Raw genomic sequence first — 23,289 nt, forward strand, 5'->3', positions numbered from 1 at the left:
GCGGCGCAGCGCCTGTTATCCGTCCAGCCGCTCTATTTCCCAGCCCTGCTTTTCCAGCAGCCGCAGCACCCCCTGCTCTCCCGGAAGGTGCAGCGCGCCAAAGCCCGCAACGATCCCCTTGCCTTCTTGGGCCGCATCCCGCGCCCCCTGGGTCAGCCGTCCGATCCAGTCCTGGTTCCGCTGATCCATCAGCCGGGTCTGGGCAAAGGCGAACTGCTGGTCCACCTCCTCCCTGGTAAGCCCCGAGTTCTCATAGGCATCGATGCGCCCGAATTCCCAGATCTCCCACACCTCGCCCGAAAAATAGGCATCCGTCAGCGTAACGGCATAATCGTCGGCATAGGCAGCTGCGGGCAGGGCCGAGCGGATCATGTCCTCTTCTTCTTCGGGTGTCATGCCCGAGAACAGGGTCAGGATGGTATCCCACGGCTCAAGCGCGCGGATGGGCAGCTCCGCCTCCTCGGCCTTCTCGATCAGCAGATGGTCGAGCCCATCGAGATCACCCGTTTGCCCGGCATCCCGCAGCACGCATGGCGAAACACCAATCATCATGGCCACATACCAGGGGCGCAGCTTGGCGGTAACGACGGGGGGCAGGCCGCGTTCGGTCATGGCGCTGGAAAGGGTTTCCCATTCCGCCTCGCTCAGCCGTTCGGGCAGGGTCGGCCCGGACTGGTTGACCATCAGCGAGGGATCTTCGGCCAGTTCCCGGGTCAGCCGTGCCTCCTCTGCGGGTCCGGCCTCGACAAACAGCGCGGCAGCCTCTTTCAGCGGCCCGGCCAGCCGTTCCAGCATCCGCTGATGCCGGGGATCGGGAAAATGATAGGTGCCGACCAGCGTGATCCGCGCCCGGTCCTTGCTGGCCCGCCAGAGGATGCCGCTATGATAGGGAATTTCGGCCACCGCCGCATCCAGCCGGGTCCGCGTATCCGTCGGGAGGGCATCGATGAGGTTCCTGCCCTCGCATATCGCCGCTCCGGCCGCCCCTGCCCAGAGAGCGAAGATTCCCGCCAGAAAAACACGCATCCGAAAACCACCTTTCACCTGTTAAACGGGATATGCGGGACAGGCTGGCATGTTTCAACACCGCACGCCACCGTAATGTCCTGCAAATTGTCTTAACTCCCCGTTGACACCCGCGCGGCACTTGCCTAGATCAGCGCTGTTGGCACTCATACCAAGTGAGTGCCAACAATGACACTGCAACCTGAAACATCGGAGTGTTCACCAATGGCATTCAAACCGCTGCATGACCGCGTGCTGGTCCGCCGCGTCGAATCAGACGAAAAGACCAAGGGCGGTCTTATCATCCCCGACAGCGCCAAGGAAAAACCCGCCGAGGGCGAGATCATCTCGGTCGGCGAGGGCGCGCGCAAGGATTCGGGCGAGCTGATCGCACCGGCAGTCAAGGCGGGCGACCGCGTGCTGTTCGGCAAGTGGTCGGGCACTGAAGTCACCATCGACGGCGAAGAGCTGCTGATCATGAAGGAAAGCGACATCCTGGGCATCATCGGCTGATCCAGCCGCCCCGGACACGCAACTTCACGATAGAAATTCCAGGAGAATCAAATGGCTGGTAAAGAAGTCAAATTCAGTACTGATGCCCGCGACCGGATGCTGAAAGGCGTCAACATCCTTGCCGACGCGGTGAAGGTGACGCTTGGTCCCAAGGGCCGCAACGTGGTGATCGACAAATCCTTCGGCGCACCGCGCATCACCAAGGACGGTGTGACGGTCGCCAAGGAAATCGAACTGACCGACAAGTTCGAGAACATGGGCGCCCAGATGGTCCGCGAAGTCGCTTCGCGCACCAATGACGAGGCCGGTGACGGCACCACCACCGCGACGGTCCTGGCCCAGGCCATTGTTCGCGAAGGCATGAAGGCGGTCGCCGCCGGCATGAACCCGATGGATCTGAAGCGCGGCATCGACAGCGCCACCGCCAAGGTCGTCGAGGCCATCAAGGCCGCCTCGCGCCCCGTGAATGACAGCGACGAAGTCGCGCAGGTCGGCACCATCTCGGCCAATGGCGAAGCCTCGATCGGCCGCCAGATCGCCGACGCGATGCAGAAGGTCGGCAACGAGGGTGTGATCACCGTCGAAGAGAACAAGGGCATGGAGACCGAGGTCGAGGTCGTCGAAGGCATGCAGTTCGACCGCGGCTACCTGTCGCCCTATTTCGTGACCAACCCCGACAAGATGGTCGCCGAGCTGGAAGACGCCTATATCCTGCTGCACGAGAAGAAACTGTCCTCGCTGCAGCCGATGGTTCCGCTGCTGGAATCGGTGATCCAGTCGCAGAAGCCGCTCTTGATCATCGCCGAGGATGTCGAGGGCGAGGCCCTGGCCACGCTGGTCGTCAACAAGCTGCGCGGCGGGTTGAAGATCGCTGCCGTCAAGGCTCCGGGCTTCGGCGACCGCCGCAAGGCCATGCTGCAGGACATCGCCATCCTGACCGGCGGTCAGGTCATCAGCGAAGACCTGGGCATGAAGCTGGAGAATGTCACCATCGACATGCTCGGCACCGCCAAGAAAGTCCAGATCAACAAGGACAACACCACCATTATCGACGGTAATGGCGAGAAGTCCGAGATCGAGGCCCGCGTTGCCCAGATCCGCCAGCAGATCGAGGAAACCACCTCGGATTACGACAAGGAGAAACTGCAGGAGCGCGTGGCCAAGCTGGCCGGCGGTGTTGCCGTGATCCGCGTCGGCGGCATGACCGAGGTCGAGGTGAAAGAGCGCAAGGACCGCGTCGATGACGCGCTGAACGCGACCCGCGCTGCCGTGCAGGAAGGTGTCGTGGTCGGTGGCGGCGTCGCGCTGGTTCAGGGTGCCAAAACGCTGGAAGGCCTGAAAGGCGAGAACTCGGATCAGGATGCCGGTATCGCCATCGTGCGCCGCGCCCTCGAGGCTCCGCTGCGCCAGATCGCCGAGAATGCCGGGGTCGACGGTGCCGTCGTTGCAGGCAAGATCCGCGAATCCGACGACAAGCATTTCGGCTTCAACGCCCAGACCGAGGAATATGGCGACCTGTTCAAGTTCGGCGTCATCGACCCGGCCAAGGTCGTCCGCACCGCGCTGGAAGACGCGGCCTCTGTTGCCGGCCTGCTGATCACCACCGAAGCCATGATCGCCGAAAAGCCCGAGCCGAAAGGCGCCGGCGGTGCCGGTGGCATGGATGGCATGGGCGGAATGGGTGGCATGGGCGGCATGATGTAATCAGCCCCCTGCCCTCTGGCAGATATGGAAAGGGCGCCTTCGGGCGCCCTTTTCTTTTGCGGTGACAGGGCTATGAATGGCAGCAATCGAGCAGGAGGAGATACAATGAAAACGGCAATCGTCACCGGAGCGGCACGCGGGATCGGTCTTGCGACGGCAGGGCTGTTTGCCCGTCAGGGCTGGCAGGTTGCATTGGTGGATCGCGACAGCGAGGAACTGGCAAGGACCGCACCGGGGATCGCGCAGGGTTTCGCCATCGATTGCGACATCTCGGATCCCGGTCAGGTCGAGGCGATGGTTGCCGGGGTCCTGGCCCGGACCGGCCGTATCGACGCGCTGGTGAACAATGCCGGGGTCGCCGATTTCGGCCCCATCGGGCAAACCGATTTCGCCCGCTGGCGCGCCGTCATGGCCACCAATCTGGACGGAACATTCCTTGTCAGCCAGGCCTGCATTCCGGCGCTGAAGAAACAGGGCGGCGCCATCGTCAATATCGCCTCGATCTCGGGGCTGCGCGGCTCGACCCTGCGGGTCGCCTATGGCACCTCGAAGGCCGCCGTCATCCAACTGACCCGCCAGCAAGCGGCGGAACTGGGCGAATACGGGATTCGCGCCAATTGCATCGCGCCCGGCCCCGTGCGCACCAAGCTGGCCATGGCGGTGCACAGCCCGGAAATCATCGCCGCCTATCACGATGCGATCCCGCTCAACCGCTATGGCACCGAAGAGGAGCTGGCCGAGGCGATCGTCTTTCTGGCAAGCGAGAAAGCCAGCTACATTACCGGGCAGGTCCTGGCCGTGGATGGCGGCTTCGAGTCGACCGGTGTGGGCCTGCCTGCCCTGAGAGCGGATACCGCCTGAACCTCTCAGGCGCTGACCACGGGCTCCACTCCCATCGAGTTGCACAGGGACCGGAACCGCACCTCGACCACCTCTCCGGCCAATTGCCGTCCGGTGGGCGTCAGCGTCAGTTCAAGCTGCCCCCGGTCGGGCTGGTATTTCAGCACACCGGCATCGGACGGATCGTCGATCGAGAACATCGCCCCGAAACGCATCGCCTTGCCGAGGATTTCGGCGTCACGCTGCTCTTCCTTGGACAGGAGCCTGAACAGCGGCGCCATCGGCGATTTCGAGCGGCTGTTCTTGTAGCGATGCAGCAGCGCCAGCCCCAGAAAGACCCTCTCCTGATGGCTCAGCGCCGCCATGTTGGCGCGGGTCACATTGTCGAAACAGACCTCGGCGCGGTAATCGGGATGGGCACGCCAGGTGGTGTCATGCAGCAGGCAGGCGGCGCGGATCAGGCGTTCGCGCTCGGGCGGGACATTCTCGAAGATCGGCAGGAGGAAATGATACAGCTTCTTGCCGAAGCCGGGCATCCGCGCCATCTGCCTTTCGGTGAAACGGGCAACCTCGATCAGCGGATCCCGCCTGCGCAGCCGGTCGGACATCTGTTCGTAAAGCAGACCCTCGCGGATACCATAGCTGGAAACGGCCAGTTCGGCGGGCCGGAAGGTCGCGATCAGCTCCGACAGCACCTTCGATGCCAGCGGCACCAGCTCCATGCGCGAGGATGAAATCCCGACGCGGCCACGAAGCTGGTTCAGGTCGTTCTCGGCGATCCAGTCCACCGTCTCGGCCACGGCCTCGGGCGTCATGCGATATTCATGCAGCACCGTCATGGGGTAATCGGTCCGCTCCATGTCCAGCCGGGCAATGGCCCGCCACGAGCCTCCGACCAGGTAGATGCGCTCGTGACCGGTGCCCATTTGCTCGGCCAATTCCGCCATGATCTTGCGGATATGCTTTTGCAGCCCGTCCTTGCCGCCCTGCACCTGCTGCAGCCGGAAAGGGCCAAGCTGCGAAGTCGCACGGCGGCCGACCCTGCCACCCTCCACCTCGGCCAGTTCCATCGAGTTGCCGCCGATATCGCAAACCAGCCCCCTGGCTTCGGGCCAGCCCAGCAACACGCCCTGAGCCGACAGCCGTGCCTCTTCCTCGCCATCGATCACGATCAGCTTGAGGCCGGTTTCACGCTCCACCCGCCGCTGGAACTCCGGCCCGTCCTCGGCCTCGCGCACGGCCGCGGTGGCCACGCAGGTCAGGGGCTCGATATCCATGCCTTTCGCCAGCGCCGCGAAACGCCGCAGCGCCGCGAAGGCGCGCTCCACCCCGGCCGGGTTCAGCCGCCCCGTGGTGGCCATGTCCTGCCCCAGCCCGGCCATGATCTTTTCGTTGTAGAAATAGGCGGGGGACCGCGCTGCACCATCGAACACCACCAGCCTGATCGAGTTCGAACCGACATCGACCACCCCGACCCGGGACAGGGCACGCTTGGGAAGCTTGGCAAAAAAATTGTCGCCGAAAGGCTCTACCATCTGCCCGGTCGAAGTGCGGACGCCGTTCATTGCAAAGCCCCCTGCTTGCGCATCGCCCCGTTAATGGCGTGATCCGTCCGGCCCGTCAATCGGCAGAATGGGTTAATGCCGGTACGTCACGCGCGCCCGCAGTTCCGCGCCCCGAAAGAGACGGATTCTCCATGAAGAAGCGGTGGCAGTTGAACAGATCCTCGCGCCCGTCGGGCAGGTAGCGGACAAATCGTCCATCCGGCTGCAAGAGCCAGCTTTGCGCCTCGTCGGCCATGTTCGCAGCCATGATCTGGCTGGTGATCTGGGCCTTGACGGTTTCGTTATGGCATTCGACCAGCGTTTCGACCCTGCGCGACAGGTTGCGCCCCATCCAGTCGGCCGAGGAAAAGAACACCCGCGCCTTTTTCGACGGCAGCCCGTGGCCATTGCCGAAACAGACGATACGGGAATGTTCGAGATAACGTCCGACAATGGATTTTACGCGAATATTATCTGATAATCCCTTAATTCCAGGTCTTATTCCGCAAATACCCCGCACCACGAGGCTGATCTTCACCCCGGCATTGCTGGCCGCGTAAAGTGCTTCGATAACATCGGTTTCTATGATGGAGTTCATCTTGGCCCAGATGGCTCCGGGGCGCCCCTGGCGGGCGAACTCCGCCTCGCGGGCGATCAGGGCCAGCAGGTTTTCCTTCATGTCGATGGGCGAGATCGACAGATTCTCCAGCCCGTCCGGTTGAACATATCCGGACAAGTAGTTGAAAACCTTCGTGGCATCCCGCCCCAAGGCGGGGTCGCAGGTGAACATGGACAGGTCGGTGTAGATCCGTGCCGTGATCGGGTGGTAATTGCCGGTGCCGTAATGGGTATAGGTCACCAGCGAATCGCCCTCGCGCCGCACGACGGTGCTGATCTTGGCATGGGTCTTGTAGTTCACGAAGCCATAGACCACATGCGCCCCCGCCCGCTCCAGCCGCCGCGACTGGCGGATATTCGCCGCCTCGTCGAAACGCGCCTTCAGTTCGACAAGGGCGGTCACGGATTTGCCCGCCTCGGCAGCCTCGCAAAGCGCCTCAACGATGGGGCTGTCACGGCTGGTGCGATACAGCGTCTGCTTGATCGCCAGCACATTCGGATCGCGCGCTGCCTGCTGAAGAAAGCGCACCACCATGTCGAAAGTCTCGTAGGGGTGATGCAGCAGCATGTCCTTTTGCCGGATCGCCGCGAACATGTCGCCGTGGTGATCCTGCACCCGCTCGGGCACGCGCGGGGTGAAACCGGGCCATAGCAGGTCGCGGCGGTTGTCCAGCACCAGTTCGCCCAGGTCAGCCATGCCCAGCAGCCCCTCGACCTCGATCACCTCGTCCGGGGTGACCTCCAGCTCGTCCATGATCAGGCGGCGCAGACGGTCGGGCGCGCCCGCCGTGATCTTGAGCCGGATGACACTGCCCCGGCGGCGGCGTTTCAGCGCCGTCTCGAATTCGCGGACAAGATCCTCGGCTTCTTCCTCGACCTCCAGGTCGCTGTCGCGCAGCACCCGGAAGGCGCAATGGCCGGTGTCGCGATAGCCGGGAAACAGGCTGGACAGATGCATCAGCAGCAGTTCCTCGAGCCGCAGGAAACGCTGGCCGCCGGGAAGCGGGATGAAACGCTGCAATTGCGCCGGGATCGGCAGCAATGCCTGCATCTGCTGTCCGCCCGCTTCGCGCGCCAGTTCCAGCGCCAGCGAAAAGCCCGCATTCGGGATGAAGGGAAAGGGATGCGCGGGGTCGATGGCCAGCGGCGACAGCACCGGAAGCACGTTGTTCTCGAAGTGATCATGCAGGAACAGCTCTTCGGCGCGGGTGATATTGCTGCGCGACAGGATCATGATCCCCTGCTCTTCCATCTCGCGCCGCAAGCGGTTCCAGACGCCCTGCTGCGCGCTCATCAGGCGGCGGGCATCGGCATTGATCAGGCCAAGCTGCTCGGCGGGGGTCAGCCCGTCATCCGAAGGCGTGGTATTGCCTTCGCGCACCAGTTCGCGCAGGCCCGCCACGCGGACGGTATAGAACTCGTCCAGATTGGCGGCGCTGATCGACACGAAGCGCAGCCGTTCCAGCAACGGGACACGGGCGTTGCGGGCCTCGTCCAGAACCCGCCAGTTGAAGCTGAGCCAACTCAGTTCGCGATTGAAGAACCGCGCGGAGCCGACGGGGACGCCCGATGGCAGTTCCTTGGGTTCCGGGAACGGATTTCGAAGGAAATTGGCCTGTGTCATGGTTTCCGGAGAAGAATCGAGTGAAAATTCGGTGGCGGATCATGCGTCGGCCAAGGTCAGTTTGTCCAGCAGATCGGCAGCGATCCTGCGGGTAACCGGCCCCTTGCGCGCCATCGCCGCCCGGTCCATCGCGGCCACGAGCCGCCGTGCAAGCCCAAGGTCCCGGTCCATGCGCAGCACCAGCCAGTCGATCAGCCCGGCCGAAACGGTCAACTGCCGGTCAGCGAACAGCTTGACCAGCACCGCGGCCAGCAGCGCCTCGTCTGGCGGTCCCAGCCTGACCTGTGCCATTGCGTCCATGCGCGAGCGAAGATCGGGCAGCACCAGCCCCCAATCGCGTGGGGCGCTGCGGGCGGTCAGCAGGAACAGGCAGTCACGCGCGGCGCACATGTTCCACAGATGAAACAGCGCCTGCTCGGCCCCGGCGGCAAAGCCCGCGTGATCGGCATCCTCGACCACCAGCGCCCCGCCCTCGGCAACGAGGTGATCGGCGGCGTCGGGATTGAGCCCGGCCGCCGCAACCTTGCGCGCACCGTTCCCGGCCGCCCAGAAAGCCGCCATATGCGACTTGCCCGCGCCCTCCGGCCCGATCAGCAGCATCCGCCCCTGCGGCCATTCCTGCGGCGCATCCAGCATGGCCAGCGCCGCCCGGTTCGCCGCGGCGGGCAGGAAATCCGCGCGTGAATAGGCAGGCTGCGTGGTCAGATCGAGGGTCAGTTGGCGGGACAAAACGATATCTCAGCCCTGCCTGTTCGCCATGCCGCCCTGCGCATCGGCGATCCGCTCGTCCTCTTCCTCCTCGCGCAGATAGGCCTCGTGCAGTTCGGCGGCCAATGTGCCGCGCGGTGCCAGCTCGACCAGCAGCGGCGGCGCCGGCTCGGGCGGTGGCGACTTGCCGGTATAGAGCGGGCTTTCCAGGTAGCGCTCGGTCATGAAACGCGCCAGCACGCCCACCGCCGCCGCCAGGGGCACGGCCAGGACCAGCCCGACAAAGCCGAACAGCGCGCCAAAGACCGACAGGGCCAGCAGCAGCCAGACCGGATGCAGCCCGACATGGCCGCCGACGATCTTGGGCTGCAGGTAGTTGCCCTCCACCACCTGTCCGATGGCAAAGATCACCACAACCGCGCCGATCCAGACCGGATCGCCCCAAAAGCTGAACAGGGCGACTCCGATGGCGGTGGCGCCGCCGATCAGGACGCCGACATAGGGGATGAATGACAGCACCGCCGCCATGATCCCGATGAAAAAGCCGAATGGCAGCCCGACAAATGCCAGCGCCAGCGAATACCATGTTCCGAGGATCAGGATCACCAGCCCCTGCCCGCGCACGAATCCCGACAGGGCGCCATCGACCTCGGTGGCGAGGCGGCGGATCGTGGCGGCATGTTCGCGCGGCAGCAGCCCATCGATCTTCGCCACCATCCGGTCCCAGTCCAGCAGCAGGTAGAAGGTGACCACCGGCACGATCACGAACAGCGCGACGACCCCGAGCACGCCGCGAACCGATCCAAGCAGGGTGCTCGCAAGCTTGCCCAGTTGCTCGCCCATCGATTCCCGCAAATCCTTGAGGGCCGAACCGACCGTGCCGCCTTCGGGGACCATTTCGGGGAAACGCGAGGTGACGAAAATCCTTGCCTGGTCGAACATCTCCGGCGCGGTCTCGATCAGCGCCGTCGCCTGGCGCAGCAGGATCGGCACGATCAGCAGGATGACGGCCGCAAGCATCAGCACCGCTCCGGCGGTGATCACCACCACGGCCATGGTCCGCGACAGGCCCATCCGCTCCAGCCGGTCGGCGATGGGATCCAGCATATAGGCGATGCCCGCCCCCAGCAGGAACGGCAGGATCGCCTGCCCCAGCAACCACATGGTCACGAACAGCACCAGCGCCGCGATCCCCCACCACATCACCTGTTTCCGCACCGGCACGCTCATCGCGTTTCTCCGCATGAATGATACGGGGGGAATGTGGCGGTCTTGGCGGGTGGTTGCAAGCCATGGCTTCGTGATCATGCCGGGCTTCGCGGCAAGTTCTTGGCAAGCGCATTCCGATCCGCTAACCCTCGCCCGACCCGAACCCAAAGGACCACCTCATGCGTCTGTCGCGCTATTTCCTGCCCGTCCTGAAAGAGGACCCCAAAGAAGCCCAGATCGTCAGCCACCGGCTGATGCTGCGCGCCGGCATGATCCGGCAGCAGGCAGCGGGGATCTATTCCTGGCTGCCGCTCGGCTACAAGGTGCTGCGCCGGATCGAGCAGATCGTGCATGAAGAACAGCAGCGCGCCGGGCATATCCCGCTGCTGATGCCGACCCTGCAGCCGGCCGATCTGTGGCGGGAAAGCGGCCGTTACGACGATTACGGCGAGGAAATGCTGCGCATCCGCGACCGGCACAAGCGGGATCTGCTCTATGGCCCCACCAACGAGGAGATGATCACCGACATCTTCCGGTCCAGCAATATCAGCAGCTACAAGGACCTGCCGCTGACGCTGTATCACATCCAGTGGAAATTCCGCGACGAGATCCGCCCGCGTTTCGGTGTCATGCGGGGCCGCGAGTTCCTGATGAAGGACGGTTACAATTTCGACCTGACCAAGGAAGACGCGCTGCATGCCTATAACCGGCACCTGGTGACCTATCTGCGCACCTATGAGCGGATGGGCCTGCAGGCGATCCCGATGCGCGCCGATGGCGGGCCGATCGGCGGGGATTACACGCATGAATTCCTGGTGCTGGCAGAAACCGGCGAGTCCGAGGTCTTTTATGACAGCGAGATCACCGATCTGACCTTTGGCGACCGGCAGATCGACTATGACAGCAAGGAAGAATGCCAGGCCGTGCTGGAGGAATTCACCAGCCGCTATGCCCGCACCGACGAGACCCATGACGACGCCCTGTTCCAGCAGGTCCCCGAGTCCCGCCGCCGCGTCGCGCGTGGGATCGAGGTCGGCCAGATCTTCTATTTCGGCACCAAGTATTCCGAGCCGATGGGGGCGACGGTCGCGATGCCGGACGGCAGCCGGGTGCCAGTTCACATGGGCAGCCACGGCATCGGGGTCAGCCGCCTTCTGGGCGCGATCATCGAGGCCAGCCATGACGACAAGGGCATCATCTGGCCCGAGGGCGTGACCCCGTTCCATGCCGGGATCGTGAACCTGAAACAGGGCGACAGTTCGACCGACAGCGCCTGCGAAGCGATCTATGCCGAGCTTCGGGCGCGCGGGCTGGATCCGCTTTACGATGACCGCGACGAGCGGGCGGGCGCGAAATTCGCCAGGATGGACCTGATCGGCCTGCCCTGGCGGATCACGGTGGGTCCGCGGGGGCTGGCCAACAACATGGTCGAACTGACCAATCGCCGCACCGGCGAAAACGAAGAGATGTCGCCCAAGGATGCCGTGGCCCGGCTGGTCTCGATCTATGCGCCGGTGCTCGACCCGGCGGCAGTCGACAGATGATCCGGCTCCTGCGGCTGTCGGCGGCACTTGCCAGCGCCGCCCTCCTGTCGCAGTTTCCGGCATTCTCCGACCAGTATCTGCAGCGCCTCGGCGGACAGGTCGATGCCCTGTCCCGGGTGGCAGAGGATTTCGACGACAGCGCCCGCGAGGTCGGGCTGACGCGCGAACAGGCGCTTGCCGATCTGTCCGGCAGCGGGTTCCGCGAGGCGCATCGGGCCGATATGCAGCAGGTCTTTGTCCGGCTTGAACGCGCGCGGGCCGATCTGCAGATGCTGCGCCTCGCCGATCCGCTGGAACGGCTTCTGCTGCCCCACCGCCTGCGCGATCCGGAAACCCTTGCCGCCACCTGGGGCGATTTTCGCCCGGCGCTTCCGGTCACCGGATCGGGCTTCGTCGCGGCCGCCATCGGCCTGGTCCTGGGCTGGCTGATATCCGGCTTGCCGGGCTTGTTTTTCCACCGCCGCCAGGACCCGTTGGGTTGGCGCTGAAACATCACGACATTCTTGCCAGAAGCGTGAAATTCCTTGCCACAAGCCGCTTTCCTTTTGCACGAGGCCCTTTTAACCTGATGTGCAGGATGTTGTTCCAACCGGGAGACAAATCGATGAAAAAACTTCTTCTTGCAACCGCTGCGACTGCGCTTGCGGCGGGCGTAACCAGTGCCGAGGAAATCAAGCTGGGCACATCGCTCGGCTTTACCGGGCCGCTCGAATCCATGGCGCCTGCAATGCAGGCCGGGGCCGAACTGGCCGTCAAGGAAGTCAGCGATTCCGGCCTGCTGCTGGACGGCTCGACCGTGACGCTGGTCCAGGGCGATTCGACCTGCGCCGACGCCGCTGCCGCGACCGCCACCGTAGAGCGCCTGATTACCGCCGAAAAGGTCAAGGGCATTGTCGGCGGCATGTGCTCGGGCGAAGCCATCGCCTCGCTGGAAAACGTGGCCGTGCCCAACGGAATCGTGATGGTTTCGCCCTCGGCCACCTCGCCGGCGCTGTCCACCATCGAGGATAACGGGCTGTTCTTCCGAACCTCGCCCTCGGATGCGCGTCAGGGTGAGGTGATGGCCGACATCATCATGGACAAGGGCATCCAGAACGTCGCCGTGACCTATACCAACAACGACTACGGCAAGGGTCTTGCCGAGAGTTTCCAGGCCGCGTTCGAGGAAAAGGGCGGCACGGTAACCGTCAACAGCGCCCATGAGGATGGCAAGGCCGATTATTCGGCCGAGGTGGCGGCACTGGCCGCGGCCGGAGGCGATGCGCTGGTCGTGGCGGGCTATGTCGACCAGGGCGGCTCGGGCGTGGTGCGAGCCGCGCTGGATACCGGCGCCTTCGACACATTCGTGTTCCCTGACGGCATGGTGGGTCAGGCGCTGGTCGACAATTTCGGTGCCGAGATCGACGGCAGCTTCGGCCAGAACCCCGCAGCCGAGGGCGAGGGCCGCGATACCTATGTCGCGATGGCCGAAGAGGTGGGCTTCGACGGCACCGGCGCATTCTCGGCCGAATCCTATGACGCCGCTGCGCTGATGCTGTTGGCCATGGCCGCTGCGGGTTCCAGCGATCCGGGCACCTACAAGGACAAGATCATGGATATCGCCAACGAGCCGGGCGAGAAAATCCTGCCGGGCGAGCTCGCCAAGGGGCTGGAGATCATCAATGGCGGCGGCGATATCGACTATGTCGGCGCCACCTCGGTCGAGCTGGTCGGTGCCGGCGAATCTGCGGGCGTCTATCGCGAGGTCGCCTTCAATGACGGTACGATGGAGGTCATCGGCTATCGCTGAGCCGTCCTGACAAGCGGGCCCGGTACTCTTCGCGAGTGCCGGGTCATTTGATTTTAACCGGAGGTCAACCGGTTTTACGATTAACTTCGCCGATCGTGTGAAGACAGGGATGTATAAATGATAAAGGTCGAGGACCTACACCGGCATTTTGGCGGCTTCCGTGCCGTCGATGGCGCCAGCCTGACCATCGAAACCGGTTCGATCACCGGGTTGATAGGACCGAACGGCGCCGGAAAATCCACGTTATTCAATGTTATCGCGGGGGTTTTACCCCCTACATCCGGGCGCGTCTTCATGGACGGGCAGGATATCACCGGCCTGTCGCCGCACGAACTGTTCCATCGCGGCCTCCTGCGCACCTTCCAGCTTGCCCATGAATTCGCCTCGATGACGGTGCGGGAGAACCTGATGATGGTTCCGGGCGGGCAGACCGGCGAAACGATCTGGAGCACATGGCTGCAACGCGCCCGGATCGAACGGGAGGAGGCAGAACTGCGCAAGAAGGCCGACGAGGTCCTGGAGTTCCTGACCATCCGTCACCTGGCGCATGAAAAGGCGGGCAACCTGTCGGGCGGACAGAAAAAGCTGCTGGAACTGGGCCGCACCATGATGGTCGATGCCAAGGTGGTGTTTCTCGACGAGGTTGGCGCCGGCGTGAACCGCACGCTGCTGAGCACCATCGGCGACGCCATCGTGCGGCTGAACCGCGAGCGCGGCTATACGTTCTGCGTGATCGAGCATGACATGGATTTCATCGCCAAGCTTTGCGATCCGGTGATCGTCATGGCCGCGGGCCAGGTGCTGGCCGAGGGCGCCGCCGACGAGATCATGCAGAACGAGGCCGTAATCGAGGCTTACCTGGGCACCGGCCTGAAAAACAAGATAAAAGCAGAGGCCGAGGCATGAGTGACAGCCCCTATCTTTCCGCGACGGATATGCGCGGCGGCTATGGCAAGGCCGATATTCTGGACAATTGCACCCTGACCGTGAACAAGGGCCAGATCGCGGTGATCGTGGGGCCGAACGGCGCTGGAAAATCCACCGCGATGAAGGCGGTATTCGGCATGCTTCACCTGCGCCAGGGACGCGTGACACTGGACAGCCAGGACATCACCACCTTGTCCCCGCAGGACCGGGTCCGGAAGGGCATGGGCTTCGTGCCGCAGGTCAGCAATGTCTTTCCCTCGATGTCGGTCGAGGAAAACCTCGAAATGGGCGCCTTCATCCGCGAGGATAACATCAGGACCACGATGGAGCAGGTCTTCGACCTCTTTCCCGTGCTCAAGGACAAGCGCCGCCAGCCCGCCGGGGAGCTCTCGGGCGGACAGCGCCAGCAGGTCGCCGTGGGCCGCGCCCTGATGACCCAGCCCCGGCTGCTGATGCTGGACGAACCGACCGCGGGCGTCAGCCCCATCGTCATGGACGAGCTTTTCGACCGCATCATCGAGATCGCCCGCACCGGCATCTCGATCCTGATGGTCGAACAGAACGCGCGGCAGGCGCTGGAGATCGCCGATATCGGCTATGTTCTCGTGCAGGGCGCCAACCGTTACACCGACACCGGGCAGGCGCTCTTGGCCGATCCCGAGGTCCGCCGCACATTCCTGGGGGGCTGAGAGATGGATATCCTGAACGCCGCCGTCGCGATCCTGAATTTCGTCGTCATTCCCGCCGCCGCCTACGGGGCACAGCTTGCGCTTGGCGCGCTTGGCGTGACGCTGATCTATGGCATCCTGCGCTTTTCCAATTTTGCCCATGGCGACACGATGGCATTCGGCACCGCCGTCACCATCCTTGCGACATGGGGGCTGCAAGCGCTTGGCATCACCTTGGGGCCACTGCCGACCGCCCTGCTCGCCCTGCCCGTGGGCATTGCCGCAACCGCCGCCATGGTCCTTGCCACCGACCGCACGGTCTACCGGTTCTACCGGGCGCAAAAGGCCAAGCCGATCATCCTGGTGATGGCCTCGGTCGGCGTGATGTTCCTGATGAACGGCTTTACCCGCCTGCTGATCGGCGTGGACGAGCAACGCTTTGCTGATGGCGAACGCTTCATCATCAATGTGCGTGATTTCCGTGAAATGACCGGGCTGCAGGAGGGACTCGCCCTCAAGACCACGCAGGGACTGACGATCGTCATCGCGGTGATCGTGGTCTGGGCGCTGTTCTGGTTCCTCAACCGCACCAAGTCGGGCAAGGCCATGCGCGCCTATTCCGACAACGAGGATCTGGCGCTGCTGTCGGGTATCGATCCCGAAAAGGTCGTCCGCATGACCTGGATCATCGCCGCCGCGCTGGCGACCATCGCCGGAACTCTTTACGGGCTGGACAAGGCTTTCAAGCCCTTCAATTATTTCCAGATCCTGCTGCCGATCTTCGCCGCCGCGATCGTCGGCGGTCTCGGCAACCCGGTGGGCGCGATCGCGGGCGGCTTCCTGGTCGCCTTCTCGGAGGTTGCGATCACCTATCCGTGGCTGAAGATCGCCGGCTATCTCTTCCCCGACTGGCAGCCCGGCGGGCTGCTGCAATTGCTGGGAACGGAATATAAATTCGCCGTCAGCTTCGTCATTCTGATCGTGGTGCTGCTGTTCCGCCCGACCGGGCTGTTCCGCGGCAAATCGGTGTAAGGGAGGGCCTGCGCATGTCCACGAACCGTCAAGCCGCAAGCGCCAGCATCTGGCGCGCGCCCGTGCTCTTCGCCATCCTCGCGGCACTTTTCGTCCTTGAGGGGACGGTCAGGAACGGGATGTTCTCGGGAAGCTGGAACACCTCGCTGGCGATGCTGAACATGGGGCTGATCTCGGCCATCACCGCCCTCGGCGTCAACATGCAATGGGGCTATGCCGGGCTGTTCAATGTCGGCGTGGTGGGCTTTCTCGCCCTTGGCGGTCTGGCCCCGGTGCTGATCTCGACGCAGCCGGTCGAAGGCGCCTGGCAGGCCGGGGGAACACGCGTGCTGATCGCGCTGGCAGTGGCCATCGGCACCCTGGCGCTGGCGGCGCAGGCCCGCAAGCGCCTGCCCAGATGGCGCAGCCTTGCCGTGACCCTGGTGCTGATCGGAGGGTTTGTCCTTTATCGCTGGCTTTTCGATCCGGCCGTTACGGCAATCGAGGCAAACAACCCCGCGCGGCACGGCAATATCGGAGGGCTGGGCCTGCCGGTGCTGCTGTCATGGGCCGTGGGCGGTGTCTTTGCCGCCGCCGCCGCTTGGGCGGTGGGCAAGGTCGCGTTGGGATTGCGTTCCGACTATCTGGCCATCGCCACGCTCGGCATCGGCGAGATTATCGTGGCGGTGCTGAAGAACGAGGATTGGCTGGCGCGTGGCGTCAAGAACGTCACCAGCATCCCCCGCCCCGTCCCTTTCGAGATCCAGCTGCAGCGCAACCCCGAATTCGTAGAATTCGCGCAAAGCTGGGGCTTCACTGCCGCGGCGGGCTCGGGTGTCTGGGTCAAGCTTTGCTACATGCTGCTGTTCCTTGTCGTGCTGCTGTCGATCATCCTGCTGGCAGAACTGGCGCTGAAATCGCCCTGGGGCCGGATGATGCGCGCCATCCGTGACAACGAGACGGCGGCAGAGGCGATGGGCAAGGACGTCAAGGCCCGGCACTTGCAGGTGTTCATCCTCGGCTCGGCGGTGATCGGCATCGCGGGCGCGATGATGATCACGCTGGACGGACTGATGGCTCCGGTCGGTTACAACCCGCTGCGCTATACCTTCCTGATCTGGGTGATGGTGATCGTCGGGGGTTCCGGCAACAACTGGGGCGCCGTGCTGGGCGCGGTGCTGATCTGGTTCCTGTGGATCAAGGCCGAGATCTGGGGGCCGCAACTGATCGGCGTGCTGACCTCGCCCATGCCGGACGGCGATCTGAAAGCGCATCTTCTGGGCAGCGCCGCCCATATGCGCTTTATCGCCATGGGGCTGGTGCTGCTGGCGGTCCTGCGCTTCGCGCCACGCGGACTGGTGCCCGAGAAATAGGCCGGGTGCGGCCTGGATGTGGCCGCATCCTTTTCATGTTCCTCGGGATTGCCGGTTATCGGGCTGCCGGTTCAAACGGCATGCCGGCAACTGGATGCGGCACCGGTGGCTGAACCTGTTTCGTAAGGTTTCAGCCTGAGACGCTTTACATCGTTTCGGTTTTTCGTTGAAACACCCAAACGATGCAGGTTTTTGTTTTTACCCATTTCCGGACGCATTGAGGCAGGATCGAAAACAGTCCGGAGGACTGTTTTTCTGCCGAAACGGTATCCACTTTTGCTGAAAATGCTTTAACGGCAATCCTCGCCCAGAACGACGCTCCACCAGATGCGGCCGTCGCTTCCCCGCGTGGCACCGACGCCGATCTGTTCGGTAAGCTGTGTCAGAAGCTGTGTCCGGTGCGGATTCGAAAGCATCCAGCTTCCGACAGTCGCCTCGGGCGAGCCGCCGGCCGAGACGAGCTGCGCCACGCCGCAGGCCCGGTAACCCGCCGCCCGCGCCCGCTCCACCACGTTAGAGCCGTCCGATCCCGCCACCGAGGCCCGCCCGGTCGCCGCGATATCGCAAGCATGGGACTGGGCGATCGATGTCAGCGTCTCGTCCGATTCGAGCAGTGTCTTGCCTTCGCGCCCCCGCGCCGCGTTGACTGCTTCGATCATCCGCTGACCCAGTGCCGGATCGCCGGAGCACATCGCACCCGGGATCTCCTGTCCGGCCTGCGCAACCGGGGAATCATCCGCGCCCGAAGGCAGGAAACCACCCCTCGGCTGACAGGCCGTCAGTGCGGTCAGACACAGGGCGAAAGTGAAAACGGGACGAAGATTCATGACGCACCTCAACGCAGGGACTTGTTTCGGCTTTTGTTTTCCAACGTATCACGGACCGGCCCGGTTCCACCGAGGGGAAAGGCGCAGCGGACCACTTGCACCATTGATGATCCGCGCTTAAAGCGCATTCATGACCCAGCATCAGCGCCTTCTCATCATCGATTTCGGCTCGCAGGTGACGCAATTGATCGCCCGCCGGCTGCGTGAATTGAACATCTATTCCGAAATCCGTCCCTTCAACAGCGTGACAGCCGACACGCTGCGCGAGATGGCTCCGCAGGCAGTGATCCTGTCGGGCAGCCCGGCCAGCGTCACCGAGGCAGGCAGCCCCCGCGTCCCGCAATCGCTGTTCGAGATGGGCGTGCCGGTCTTTGGCATCTGCTATGGCCAGCAGGTGATGATGGAGCAGCTCGGCGGCCGTGTCGAAGCCGGGCATCACGCCGAATATGGCCGCGCATTCATCTCTCCCGCGCAGGGGCACAGGGGTGACGGCATCTTTGCCGGGCTGTTCGAAACCGGCCGCGAAGAAGTCTGGATGAGCCATGGCGACCGGGTGACGGAACTGGCTCCGGGCTTCGAGATCATCGGCACCTCGCCCAATGCGCCCATGGCGATGATCGCCGACGAGGCGCGGCGTTTTTACGCAGTGCAGTTCCATCCCGAGGTGCATCACACGCCGCATGGCCGCAGGATGCTGGAAAACTTCGTGCGCATGGCGGGCTTTACCGGCGACTGGACGATGGCCAGCTATCGCGACGAGGCCATTGCGAAGATCCGCGAACAGGTCGGCGACCGCAAGGTGATCTGCGGCCTGTCGGGCGGCGTGGACAGCTCGGTCGCGGCGGTGCTGATCCACGAGGCGATCGGCGATCAACTGACCTGCGTTTTCGTCGATCACGGGCTGCTCAGGCTGAACGAGGCCGAGGAAGTCGTCGCGATGTTCCGCGACAATTACAATATCCCGCTGATCCATGCCGATGAGAGCGAGCTGTTCCTGGGCGCGCTGGAAGGCGTCTCGGATCCCGAGGTCAAGCGCAAGACCATCGGCAAGCTGTTCATCGACGTGTTCCAGAAATACGCGAATGAGATCGAGGGGGCGGAATTCCTCGCGCAAGGCACGCTTTACCCGGACGTGATCGAAAGCGTGTCCTTCAGCGGCGGTCCTTCGGTCACGATCAAGTCGCATCACAATGTCGGCGGGCTGCCCGAGAAGATGGGGCTGAAACTGGTCGAGCCCTTGCGGGAACTGTTCAAGGACGAGGTCCGCGCCCTTGGCCGCGAGTTGGGGCTGTCCGAAAGCTTCATCGGCCGCCACCCCTTCCCCGGCCCTGGCCTCGCCATCCGCTGCCCCGGAGAGATCACCCGCGACAAGCTGGAGATCCTGCGCAAGGCCGACGCGGTCTTCATCGACCAGATCCGCAAGCACGGCCTCTATGACGAGATCTGGCAGGCCTTCGTCGCGATCCTGCCGGTGCGCACGGTCGGCGTGATGGGGGACGGGCGGACCTATGATTATGCCTGCGCGTTGCGCGCGGTGACCTCGGTTGACGGGATGACGGCGGATTACTATCCGTTCAGCCACGAGTTCCTGGGCGAGACCGCAACGCGGATCATCAACGAGGTTAAGGGCATCAACCGCTGCACCTATGACATCACTTCGAAACCCCCGGGCACGATCGAGTGGGAGTGATCCCGCCAATCCATCGACATCCGCGCACCTGACCGGTATCGCGGGCATGCGCCCGATGTTCCGATCTTGTCAAAATAAATGACATCCCGCAATTTCGGTCATATGCGGGACAGTGTGCGCATCATTGGTCAACATGCACAGCTCAGCGCCAGCCTCTTGTGGCGCTATGGAGCGGCGATGTCGGCTATCTGGATGGCAGGGATATTTCTCAACCTCGTCCTGATGAAACTGGCGGTCGAGATCGGGCTGCTGAACCGCATGGCCGGTCTGATCGCTCTCTCCCCCGTCATCCTGCTGCAGCTTCTGGTATTCGTCGTGATGTTCGTCATCCCGCGTGACGGGCTGCCCAGTATCCGGCTGCGGATCAGGCGACAGGAGGCGATCGAGGCCGCCAGCGCCCCGGAACAGCCGCCGACCGGAGCGCTGGCGGGCGCATTGCTGGCGGTTCTGATTCCCTTTTACGGCTATTACGCCGGTTGGGGCCTGCTGTCGAATACGCTGCGGGATTATTCGAAGATCTTCCTCGATACCCAGTGGAGCCGGATCGATTTCCTGAACCCCGATCTCGGCCCGTCGGCCCTGGAGGTCGGCAGCACCATCTGGGTTCTTGCCGCCGTGCTGGTCATCTGGGCAATCCGCCGCAGGGCAAAGGCCAGGCATGCCCGGATCGAGGGCGGAACATGGCCCATGGTCGTCGTCGCCTGCGATGCGACATGGGCATTGCTGGCGCTGCATGTAATTACCGGGCTGCAGGGCGAATTCGTCAACTGGCTGGCCCAGTTTCCCGGCCCGCAGGAACTCATCCGCGGCATTTTCAAACCGGCCGAGGCGGCCGTCACCGATGCCGCGCGGCACCCGGTAGACTGGCCGCCCGGATTTTCGCTCTGGCCATGGCTGAACTCGCTGTTCTGGTATGCCGTGCTGCCGCTGATCTGGTTCAACCTGGGGGCCATTGTCTATGGCCACGATCTCGACCTGATGGGCGAGCCGACGAAACGCGCGGCCGGGCGCGTGCTGGATCGATATCAGGCCCTGCCCAAGCCCGTGATCGATTTCATCACCAAATTCTGGGCAGGCTGGATCGGGCTGGCCAAGCGCTGGCATGCGATTGTGAACGGGATCTGGCTGGCCGCCTCGGCGGGTTTTGCGCTGACCGTTTCGGTGCTGTTGCTCTGGCGGTTCGCCGATTGGCTTGGACGGTGGAGCTGGATATTCGCCTCGGAACTGATCGGCCCGCAGGATCCGCTCATCTGGCGCGTCCTGGCCGTTCCGCTGAGCCTGCTGTTCGGAACGCCGGGACAGCCGCAGACCGGGGTGGTCGTCTGCGTGATGCAGTTCTGCGTCCTCGTCGCCGGTCTGGAACTCGCCAGCCGGGCGCAAAGCGCCGCGGCCAGACCCGCCTAGGGAAGCATGCGGATGCTGGGGGCGACCTTCATGGCCAGCGCCTCAGGTCGGGTGCCGAAGCCCGAGACATGCACGGTCAATTCCTCTGTCACCGCAACCGGAACGAGGAAAAGCTGATCGGAAACAATCGTCCTGTCGGCTTGCGCAACCTCCAGCCCCGGACCGCATAGCCGGTTATTGACGCCATCGGGGGCCAGCATTTCGATCATCTTGTCTGCCGCATTGGCATGCAGGGGAAGCCAGACGCGGTTCTGCCCGTCACGCAGGGAAACCCGGCAATCCACCCATGCCTCCCGGGCTTCTTTCGGGCCGGCAAGGCCAAGGCGGACATGCACCAGCGCCCGGTCTGGCGCGTCTTGCGCGATAATCGCCGTAATTGCCTTCACCTCGCCCCTGACGCCCTGCAACTCTGCGCCCTCGGGGCCGGTCCGGGTCAGGAACCATTCGCGATCACGCATGACCTCGCGGATATCGAGATGGCTGTCCAAGCCCACGGTTGCGAGCAAAAGCAGCAAGGTGATGGCGATCCAGGCCAAGCGTGTCATGGTCCGATCCGCGTCACGTCCTGTTTCGGGCCAAGCGTCTGCAGCGGAATCTGGACCGCACTATCGAGCCTTGCATCCCCTGCTGCCATCAGTGCGAGCCTGCCACCCTTGATCTCGTCCTCGGGCAGTTCGAAAACGGCGACGGCCCGTTGGAAGAGCCCGGGCTGAAACCATTTGTATTCGATCCCGCTCGACGGAAGCTCGACCCGGCTGGATACGGAATATTGCCGGCCGCTCGCCCCCAGCCATATGGCAGTCAGCCGTGTCGATCTCGCGGTTCCCGAGGCCGAAAGCCGCACGATCAGGAAAACGCCGGCACTGTCGCGGCGGAGCTGCTCGCCCCAATGGTCAAACTCGATCTGACTGGCGATATGGGCTTCGGTGATGCGGGCGGTGAACAGCCGTCCCATGCCCTCTTCACCGGGATTCGTGTTGGTCACAAAAGGCTGGAAGGTGCTGTTATAGTCAGGCTTCGTGTTCATCATCCCGCCCAGCAGGACCACTCCGGCCAGCACGGCGGCAAGGGCGGCGCCCCGGCTCATGACGAGATCTCGGGCGTGGCAAGCAGCGACCCTGCCGGATAGGTTCCCAGCCAGTTGCTCTGCCCATATAGATTGTCGCGCAGCTTGAATATCTGCGCAAAGAAGGTGATCTCCACCTGCTGCGCCTCCCATGTCCCGGGCAACGTCCAGAGGATTGTCACATCCTCCGGCAGACGGGGTTGAAGCTGCTGCAGGACCTCTCCATCCCGGTCGAGAATTACCTCCGGCTCGGCAAGTTCCAGATCGCCGGTCGCGGCCATGGGTGGAGAAGCAAATATCACCGATTGGGTCTGGCTGGTGATATTCTCGATCCGCGCGGTGAGGGCGAGCAGTTTCGTGCCCGGTTCCACGCCAGGATCGCCCGGATCCGCAGACAGCACGAACAGGGCACGGGGTGTCAGCAGGGCCCGCCCGGTATCTACAGGCTGTCCGAACGCCGTGGCGGGCGGTTCCTCGGGTTGCCGCGCATTGTCCACCTTTATCCAGTAGCTGGCCACGACCGCCGCTATCACGCCGGTTGCGGCGAATATGCGCATCCAGATGCGCCGGGTCAGGGAAGGCGGAACAGTTTCGCTCATGCGCCGATAATAGCGTAAGCTGTTCGTATTGGAACGGAGTTGATGATGCGGCGCCCGGTCAATGCCGGTTTTCGCCAGTGGCCATTCACAGCCCGAATGGCCCGCGCCCGGCTCTCATAACCTGAACTTGCACCATCATACGGCACGGCCTAAATTGCCGCGATGACCAGACAGGCGATATATCTGCAAAAAGGAACCTCCGCGCAAGTTTTCCGGGCGCTGGTCGCGTTTCTTTTTGTGTTCGGCCTGCTTCTCCATTCTGCCCCAAGGATCGAAGCCGGGCACAAGGGAGAGATCGTTCTCGCGGCTGAAAAGCCATCTCTGCACATCCTGCCGCAGACCGAGATTGCCCTGCGCAACAAGGATCTGCGGCTGGAACCGAAACCGGACAATACGCCGCCCGCGATTTCGGCTGAAATCGCCCGGGTGGTTCGGCCGGAGCGGCTTTGCCTGTCCCAAACGGTTGCAGGCGATACATGCGCCATATTCCGGCATCACCTCCGCCCCTTGTCGCGGGCTCCTCCTGCCATCGCATAGTCCGACGAACCATCCGCATGACTGCGGATAATCAGGGATTTGCGGCCACCCTCGCGGTGCGCGGCATCCCGATGCGTAAAATCGAGGAT

The 23,289-nt window shown here is 63.6% G+C and carries 21 protein-coding genes; 12 read left to right on the top strand and 9 right to left on the bottom strand.

The features are described 5' to 3' along the window. Positions 1-15: 15 nt before the first annotated feature. Positions 16-1,026: a TraB/GumN family protein gene (locus tag C9E81_RS05685; protein WP_122111353.1), complete on the bottom strand. Its 1,011-nt coding sequence runs from the start codon at positions 1,024-1,026 to the stop codon at positions 16-18. 204 nt (positions 1,027-1,230) lie between these two features. On the opposite strand from C9E81_RS05685, the gene C9E81_RS05690 reads away from it, so the two are divergent. The 3 genes from C9E81_RS05690 (at position 1,231) to C9E81_RS05700 (ending at position 4,083) form a co-directional block, all read left to right on the top strand. Further along, positions 1,231-1,518 carry a co-chaperone GroES gene (locus C9E81_RS05690; protein ID WP_119748257.1) on the top strand — a complete coding sequence of 96 codons (288 nt, stop codon included), beginning with the start codon at positions 1,231-1,233 and terminating at the stop codon, positions 1,516-1,518. A gap of 51 nt (positions 1,519-1,569) precedes the next feature. Then, a complete protein-coding gene (groL, locus tag C9E81_RS05695; RefSeq protein WP_122111354.1) occupies positions 1,570-3,222 on the top strand; it encodes a chaperonin GroEL in 1,653 nt (550 codons plus the stop codon). A 105-nt stretch (positions 3,223-3,327) separates the two neighbouring features. Further along, entirely contained in the window at positions 3,328-4,083 is a 756-nt protein-coding gene (locus C9E81_RS05700; protein WP_122111355.1) for an SDR family NAD(P)-dependent oxidoreductase, read from the top strand. A 5-nt stretch (positions 4,084-4,088) separates the two neighbouring features. On the opposite strand, the gene C9E81_RS05705 is transcribed toward C9E81_RS05700, so the two are convergent. Genes C9E81_RS05705 through C9E81_RS05720 form a run of 4 tightly spaced genes read right to left on the bottom strand, consistent with a single transcriptional unit; the run spans position 4,089 to position 9,786 of the window. Continuing rightward, entirely contained in the window at positions 4,089-5,627 is a 1,539-nt protein-coding gene (locus C9E81_RS05705) for a Ppx/GppA family phosphatase (protein ID WP_122111356.1), read from the bottom strand. 55 nt (positions 5,628-5,682) lie between these two features. Beyond that, on the bottom strand, positions 5,683-7,848 hold the full coding sequence (locus C9E81_RS05710) for an RNA degradosome polyphosphate kinase (protein ID WP_122111357.1): 2,166 nt from the start codon (positions 7,846-7,848) through the stop codon (positions 5,683-5,685). 39 nt (positions 7,849-7,887) lie between these two features. Beyond that, positions 7,888-8,577, bottom strand: a complete 690-nt coding sequence (locus C9E81_RS05715; protein ID WP_122111358.1) for a P-loop NTPase family protein — start codon at positions 8,575-8,577, stop codon at positions 7,888-7,890. A 9-nt stretch (positions 8,578-8,586) separates the two neighbouring features. Beyond that, positions 8,587-9,786, bottom strand: coding sequence for an AI-2E family transporter (locus C9E81_RS05720; RefSeq protein WP_122111359.1), 1,200 nt, complete (start codon positions 9,784-9,786; stop codon positions 8,587-8,589). A 158-nt stretch (positions 9,787-9,944) separates the two neighbouring features. On the opposite strand from C9E81_RS05720, the gene proS reads away from it, so the two are divergent. The 7 genes from proS (at position 9,945) to C9E81_RS05755 (ending at position 17,077) form a co-directional block, all read left to right on the top strand. Beyond that, complete coding sequence (gene proS / locus C9E81_RS05725) at positions 9,945-11,309, top strand: proline--tRNA ligase (protein ID WP_122111360.1); 1,365 nt, start codon at positions 9,945-9,947, stop codon at positions 11,307-11,309. Further along, the gene (locus tag C9E81_RS05730) at positions 11,306-11,797 is read left to right on the top strand and encodes a DUF2937 family protein (protein WP_122111361.1); all 492 of its coding nucleotides are present in this window, start codon (positions 11,306-11,308) and stop codon (positions 11,795-11,797) included. Before proS ends, C9E81_RS05730 begins: the two co-directional genes overlap by 4 nt. A gap of 116 nt (positions 11,798-11,913) precedes the next feature. Continuing rightward, on the top strand, positions 11,914-13,098 hold the full coding sequence (locus tag C9E81_RS05735) for an ABC transporter substrate-binding protein (protein WP_122111812.1): 1,185 nt from the start codon (positions 11,914-11,916) through the stop codon (positions 13,096-13,098). A 117-nt stretch (positions 13,099-13,215) separates the two neighbouring features. Further along, positions 13,216-14,004: an ABC transporter ATP-binding protein gene (locus tag C9E81_RS05740; protein ID WP_122111362.1), complete on the top strand. Its 789-nt coding sequence runs from the start codon at positions 13,216-13,218 to the stop codon at positions 14,002-14,004. Further along, positions 14,001-14,714 carry an ABC transporter ATP-binding protein gene (locus tag C9E81_RS05745; protein ID WP_122111363.1) on the top strand — a complete coding sequence of 238 codons (714 nt, stop codon included), beginning with the start codon at positions 14,001-14,003 and terminating at the stop codon, positions 14,712-14,714. The genes C9E81_RS05740 and C9E81_RS05745 overlap by 4 nt, the downstream gene beginning before the upstream one ends. 3 nt (positions 14,715-14,717) lie before the next feature. After that, the gene (locus tag C9E81_RS05750) at positions 14,718-15,725 is read left to right on the top strand and encodes a branched-chain amino acid ABC transporter permease (protein ID WP_122111364.1); all 1,008 of its coding nucleotides are present in this window, start codon (positions 14,718-14,720) and stop codon (positions 15,723-15,725) included. A gap of 14 nt (positions 15,726-15,739) precedes the next feature. Beyond that, positions 15,740-17,077, top strand: coding sequence for a branched-chain amino acid ABC transporter permease (locus tag C9E81_RS05755; protein ID WP_122111365.1), 1,338 nt, complete (start codon positions 15,740-15,742; stop codon positions 17,075-17,077). 290 nt (positions 17,078-17,367) lie between these two features. Here the strand turns inward: C9E81_RS05755 and C9E81_RS05760 are convergent, their stop codons facing one another. Then, the gene (locus C9E81_RS05760) at positions 17,368-17,904 is read right to left on the bottom strand and encodes a CAP domain-containing protein (RefSeq protein ID WP_122111366.1); all 537 of its coding nucleotides are present in this window, start codon (positions 17,902-17,904) and stop codon (positions 17,368-17,370) included. A gap of 130 nt (positions 17,905-18,034) precedes the next feature. Here C9E81_RS05760 and guaA point away from each other — a divergent pair, with 130 nt between their 5' ends. Beyond that, positions 18,035-19,594, top strand: coding sequence for a glutamine-hydrolyzing GMP synthase (guaA, locus tag C9E81_RS05765; RefSeq protein ID WP_122111367.1), 1,560 nt, complete (start codon positions 18,035-18,037; stop codon positions 19,592-19,594). A 177-nt stretch (positions 19,595-19,771) separates the two neighbouring features. Beyond that, complete coding sequence (locus tag C9E81_RS05770) at positions 19,772-20,998, top strand: hypothetical protein (protein ID WP_243698526.1); 1,227 nt, start codon at positions 19,772-19,774, stop codon at positions 20,996-20,998. Here the strand turns inward: C9E81_RS05770 and C9E81_RS05775 are convergent. The 3 genes from C9E81_RS05775 to C9E81_RS05785 are packed head-to-tail and all read right to left on the bottom strand — an operon-like array spanning position 20,995 to position 22,663. Beyond that, the gene (locus C9E81_RS05775) at positions 20,995-21,543 is read right to left on the bottom strand and encodes a hypothetical protein (protein ID WP_122111368.1); all 549 of its coding nucleotides are present in this window, start codon (positions 21,541-21,543) and stop codon (positions 20,995-20,997) included. The two genes, C9E81_RS05770 and C9E81_RS05775, sit on opposite strands and share 4 nt — an antisense overlap. After that, positions 21,540-22,085, bottom strand: coding sequence for a hypothetical protein (locus C9E81_RS05780; protein ID WP_122111369.1), 546 nt, complete (start codon positions 22,083-22,085; stop codon positions 21,540-21,542). Before C9E81_RS05780 ends, C9E81_RS05775 begins: the two co-directional genes overlap by 4 nt. Next, the gene (locus C9E81_RS05785) at positions 22,082-22,663 is read right to left on the bottom strand and encodes a hypothetical protein (RefSeq protein WP_147457565.1); all 582 of its coding nucleotides are present in this window, start codon (positions 22,661-22,663) and stop codon (positions 22,082-22,084) included. The genes C9E81_RS05780 and C9E81_RS05785 overlap by 4 nt, the downstream gene beginning before the upstream one ends. Positions 22,664-23,289: the final 626 nt, after the last annotated feature.

This window comes from Paracoccus alkanivorans, assembly GCF_003697785.1.
Lineage (GTDB): Bacteria > Pseudomonadota > Alphaproteobacteria > Rhodobacterales > Rhodobacteraceae > Paracoccus > Paracoccus alkanivorans.

Bases quoted from the DNA above. Each gene is read 5' to 3' on its own strand.
- C9E81_RS05685 (WP_122111353.1), bottom strand. From the start codon at position 1,026: ATGCGTGTTTTTCTGGCGGGAATCTTCGCTCTCTGGGCAGGGGCGGCC.
- C9E81_RS05690 (WP_119748257.1), top strand. From the start codon at position 1,231: ATGGCATTCAAACCGCTGCATGACCGCGTGCTGGTCCGCCGCGTCGAA.
- groL (WP_122111354.1), top strand. From the start codon at position 1,570: ATGGCTGGTAAAGAAGTCAAATTCAGTACTGATGCCCGCGACCGGATG.
- C9E81_RS05700 (WP_122111355.1), top strand. From the start codon at position 3,328: ATGAAAACGGCAATCGTCACCGGAGCGGCACGCGGGATCGGTCTTGCG.
- C9E81_RS05705 (WP_122111356.1), bottom strand. From the start codon at position 5,627: ATGAACGGCGTCCGCACTTCGACCGGGCAGATGGTAGAGCCTTTCGGC.
- C9E81_RS05710 (WP_122111357.1), bottom strand. From the start codon at position 7,848: ATGACACAGGCCAATTTCCTTCGAAATCCGTTCCCGGAACCCAAGGAA.
- C9E81_RS05720 (WP_122111359.1), bottom strand. From the start codon at position 9,786: ATGAGCGTGCCGGTGCGGAAACAGGTGATGTGGTGGGGGATCGCGGCG.
- proS (WP_122111360.1), top strand. From the start codon at position 9,945: ATGCGTCTGTCGCGCTATTTCCTGCCCGTCCTGAAAGAGGACCCCAAA.
- C9E81_RS05730 (WP_122111361.1), top strand. From the start codon at position 11,306: ATGATCCGGCTCCTGCGGCTGTCGGCGGCACTTGCCAGCGCCGCCCTC.
- C9E81_RS05735 (WP_122111812.1), top strand. From the start codon at position 11,914: ATGAAAAAACTTCTTCTTGCAACCGCTGCGACTGCGCTTGCGGCGGGC.
- C9E81_RS05740 (WP_122111362.1), top strand. From the start codon at position 13,216: ATGATAAAGGTCGAGGACCTACACCGGCATTTTGGCGGCTTCCGTGCC.
- C9E81_RS05745 (WP_122111363.1), top strand. From the start codon at position 14,001: ATGAGTGACAGCCCCTATCTTTCCGCGACGGATATGCGCGGCGGCTAT.
- C9E81_RS05750 (WP_122111364.1), top strand. From the start codon at position 14,718: ATGGATATCCTGAACGCCGCCGTCGCGATCCTGAATTTCGTCGTCATT.
- C9E81_RS05755 (WP_122111365.1), top strand. From the start codon at position 15,740: ATGTCCACGAACCGTCAAGCCGCAAGCGCCAGCATCTGGCGCGCGCCC.
- C9E81_RS05760 (WP_122111366.1), bottom strand. From the start codon at position 17,904: ATGAATCTTCGTCCCGTTTTCACTTTCGCCCTGTGTCTGACCGCACTG.
- guaA (WP_122111367.1), top strand. From the start codon at position 18,035: ATGACCCAGCATCAGCGCCTTCTCATCATCGATTTCGGCTCGCAGGTG.
- C9E81_RS05770 (WP_243698526.1), top strand. From the start codon at position 19,772: ATGTCGGCTATCTGGATGGCAGGGATATTTCTCAACCTCGTCCTGATG.
- C9E81_RS05775 (WP_122111368.1), bottom strand. From the start codon at position 21,543: ATGACACGCTTGGCCTGGATCGCCATCACCTTGCTGCTTTTGCTCGCA.
- C9E81_RS05780 (WP_122111369.1), bottom strand. From the start codon at position 22,085: ATGAGCCGGGGCGCCGCCCTTGCCGCCGTGCTGGCCGGAGTGGTCCTG.
- C9E81_RS05785 (WP_147457565.1), bottom strand. From the start codon at position 22,663: ATGAGCGAAACTGTTCCGCCTTCCCTGACCCGGCGCATCTGGATGCGC.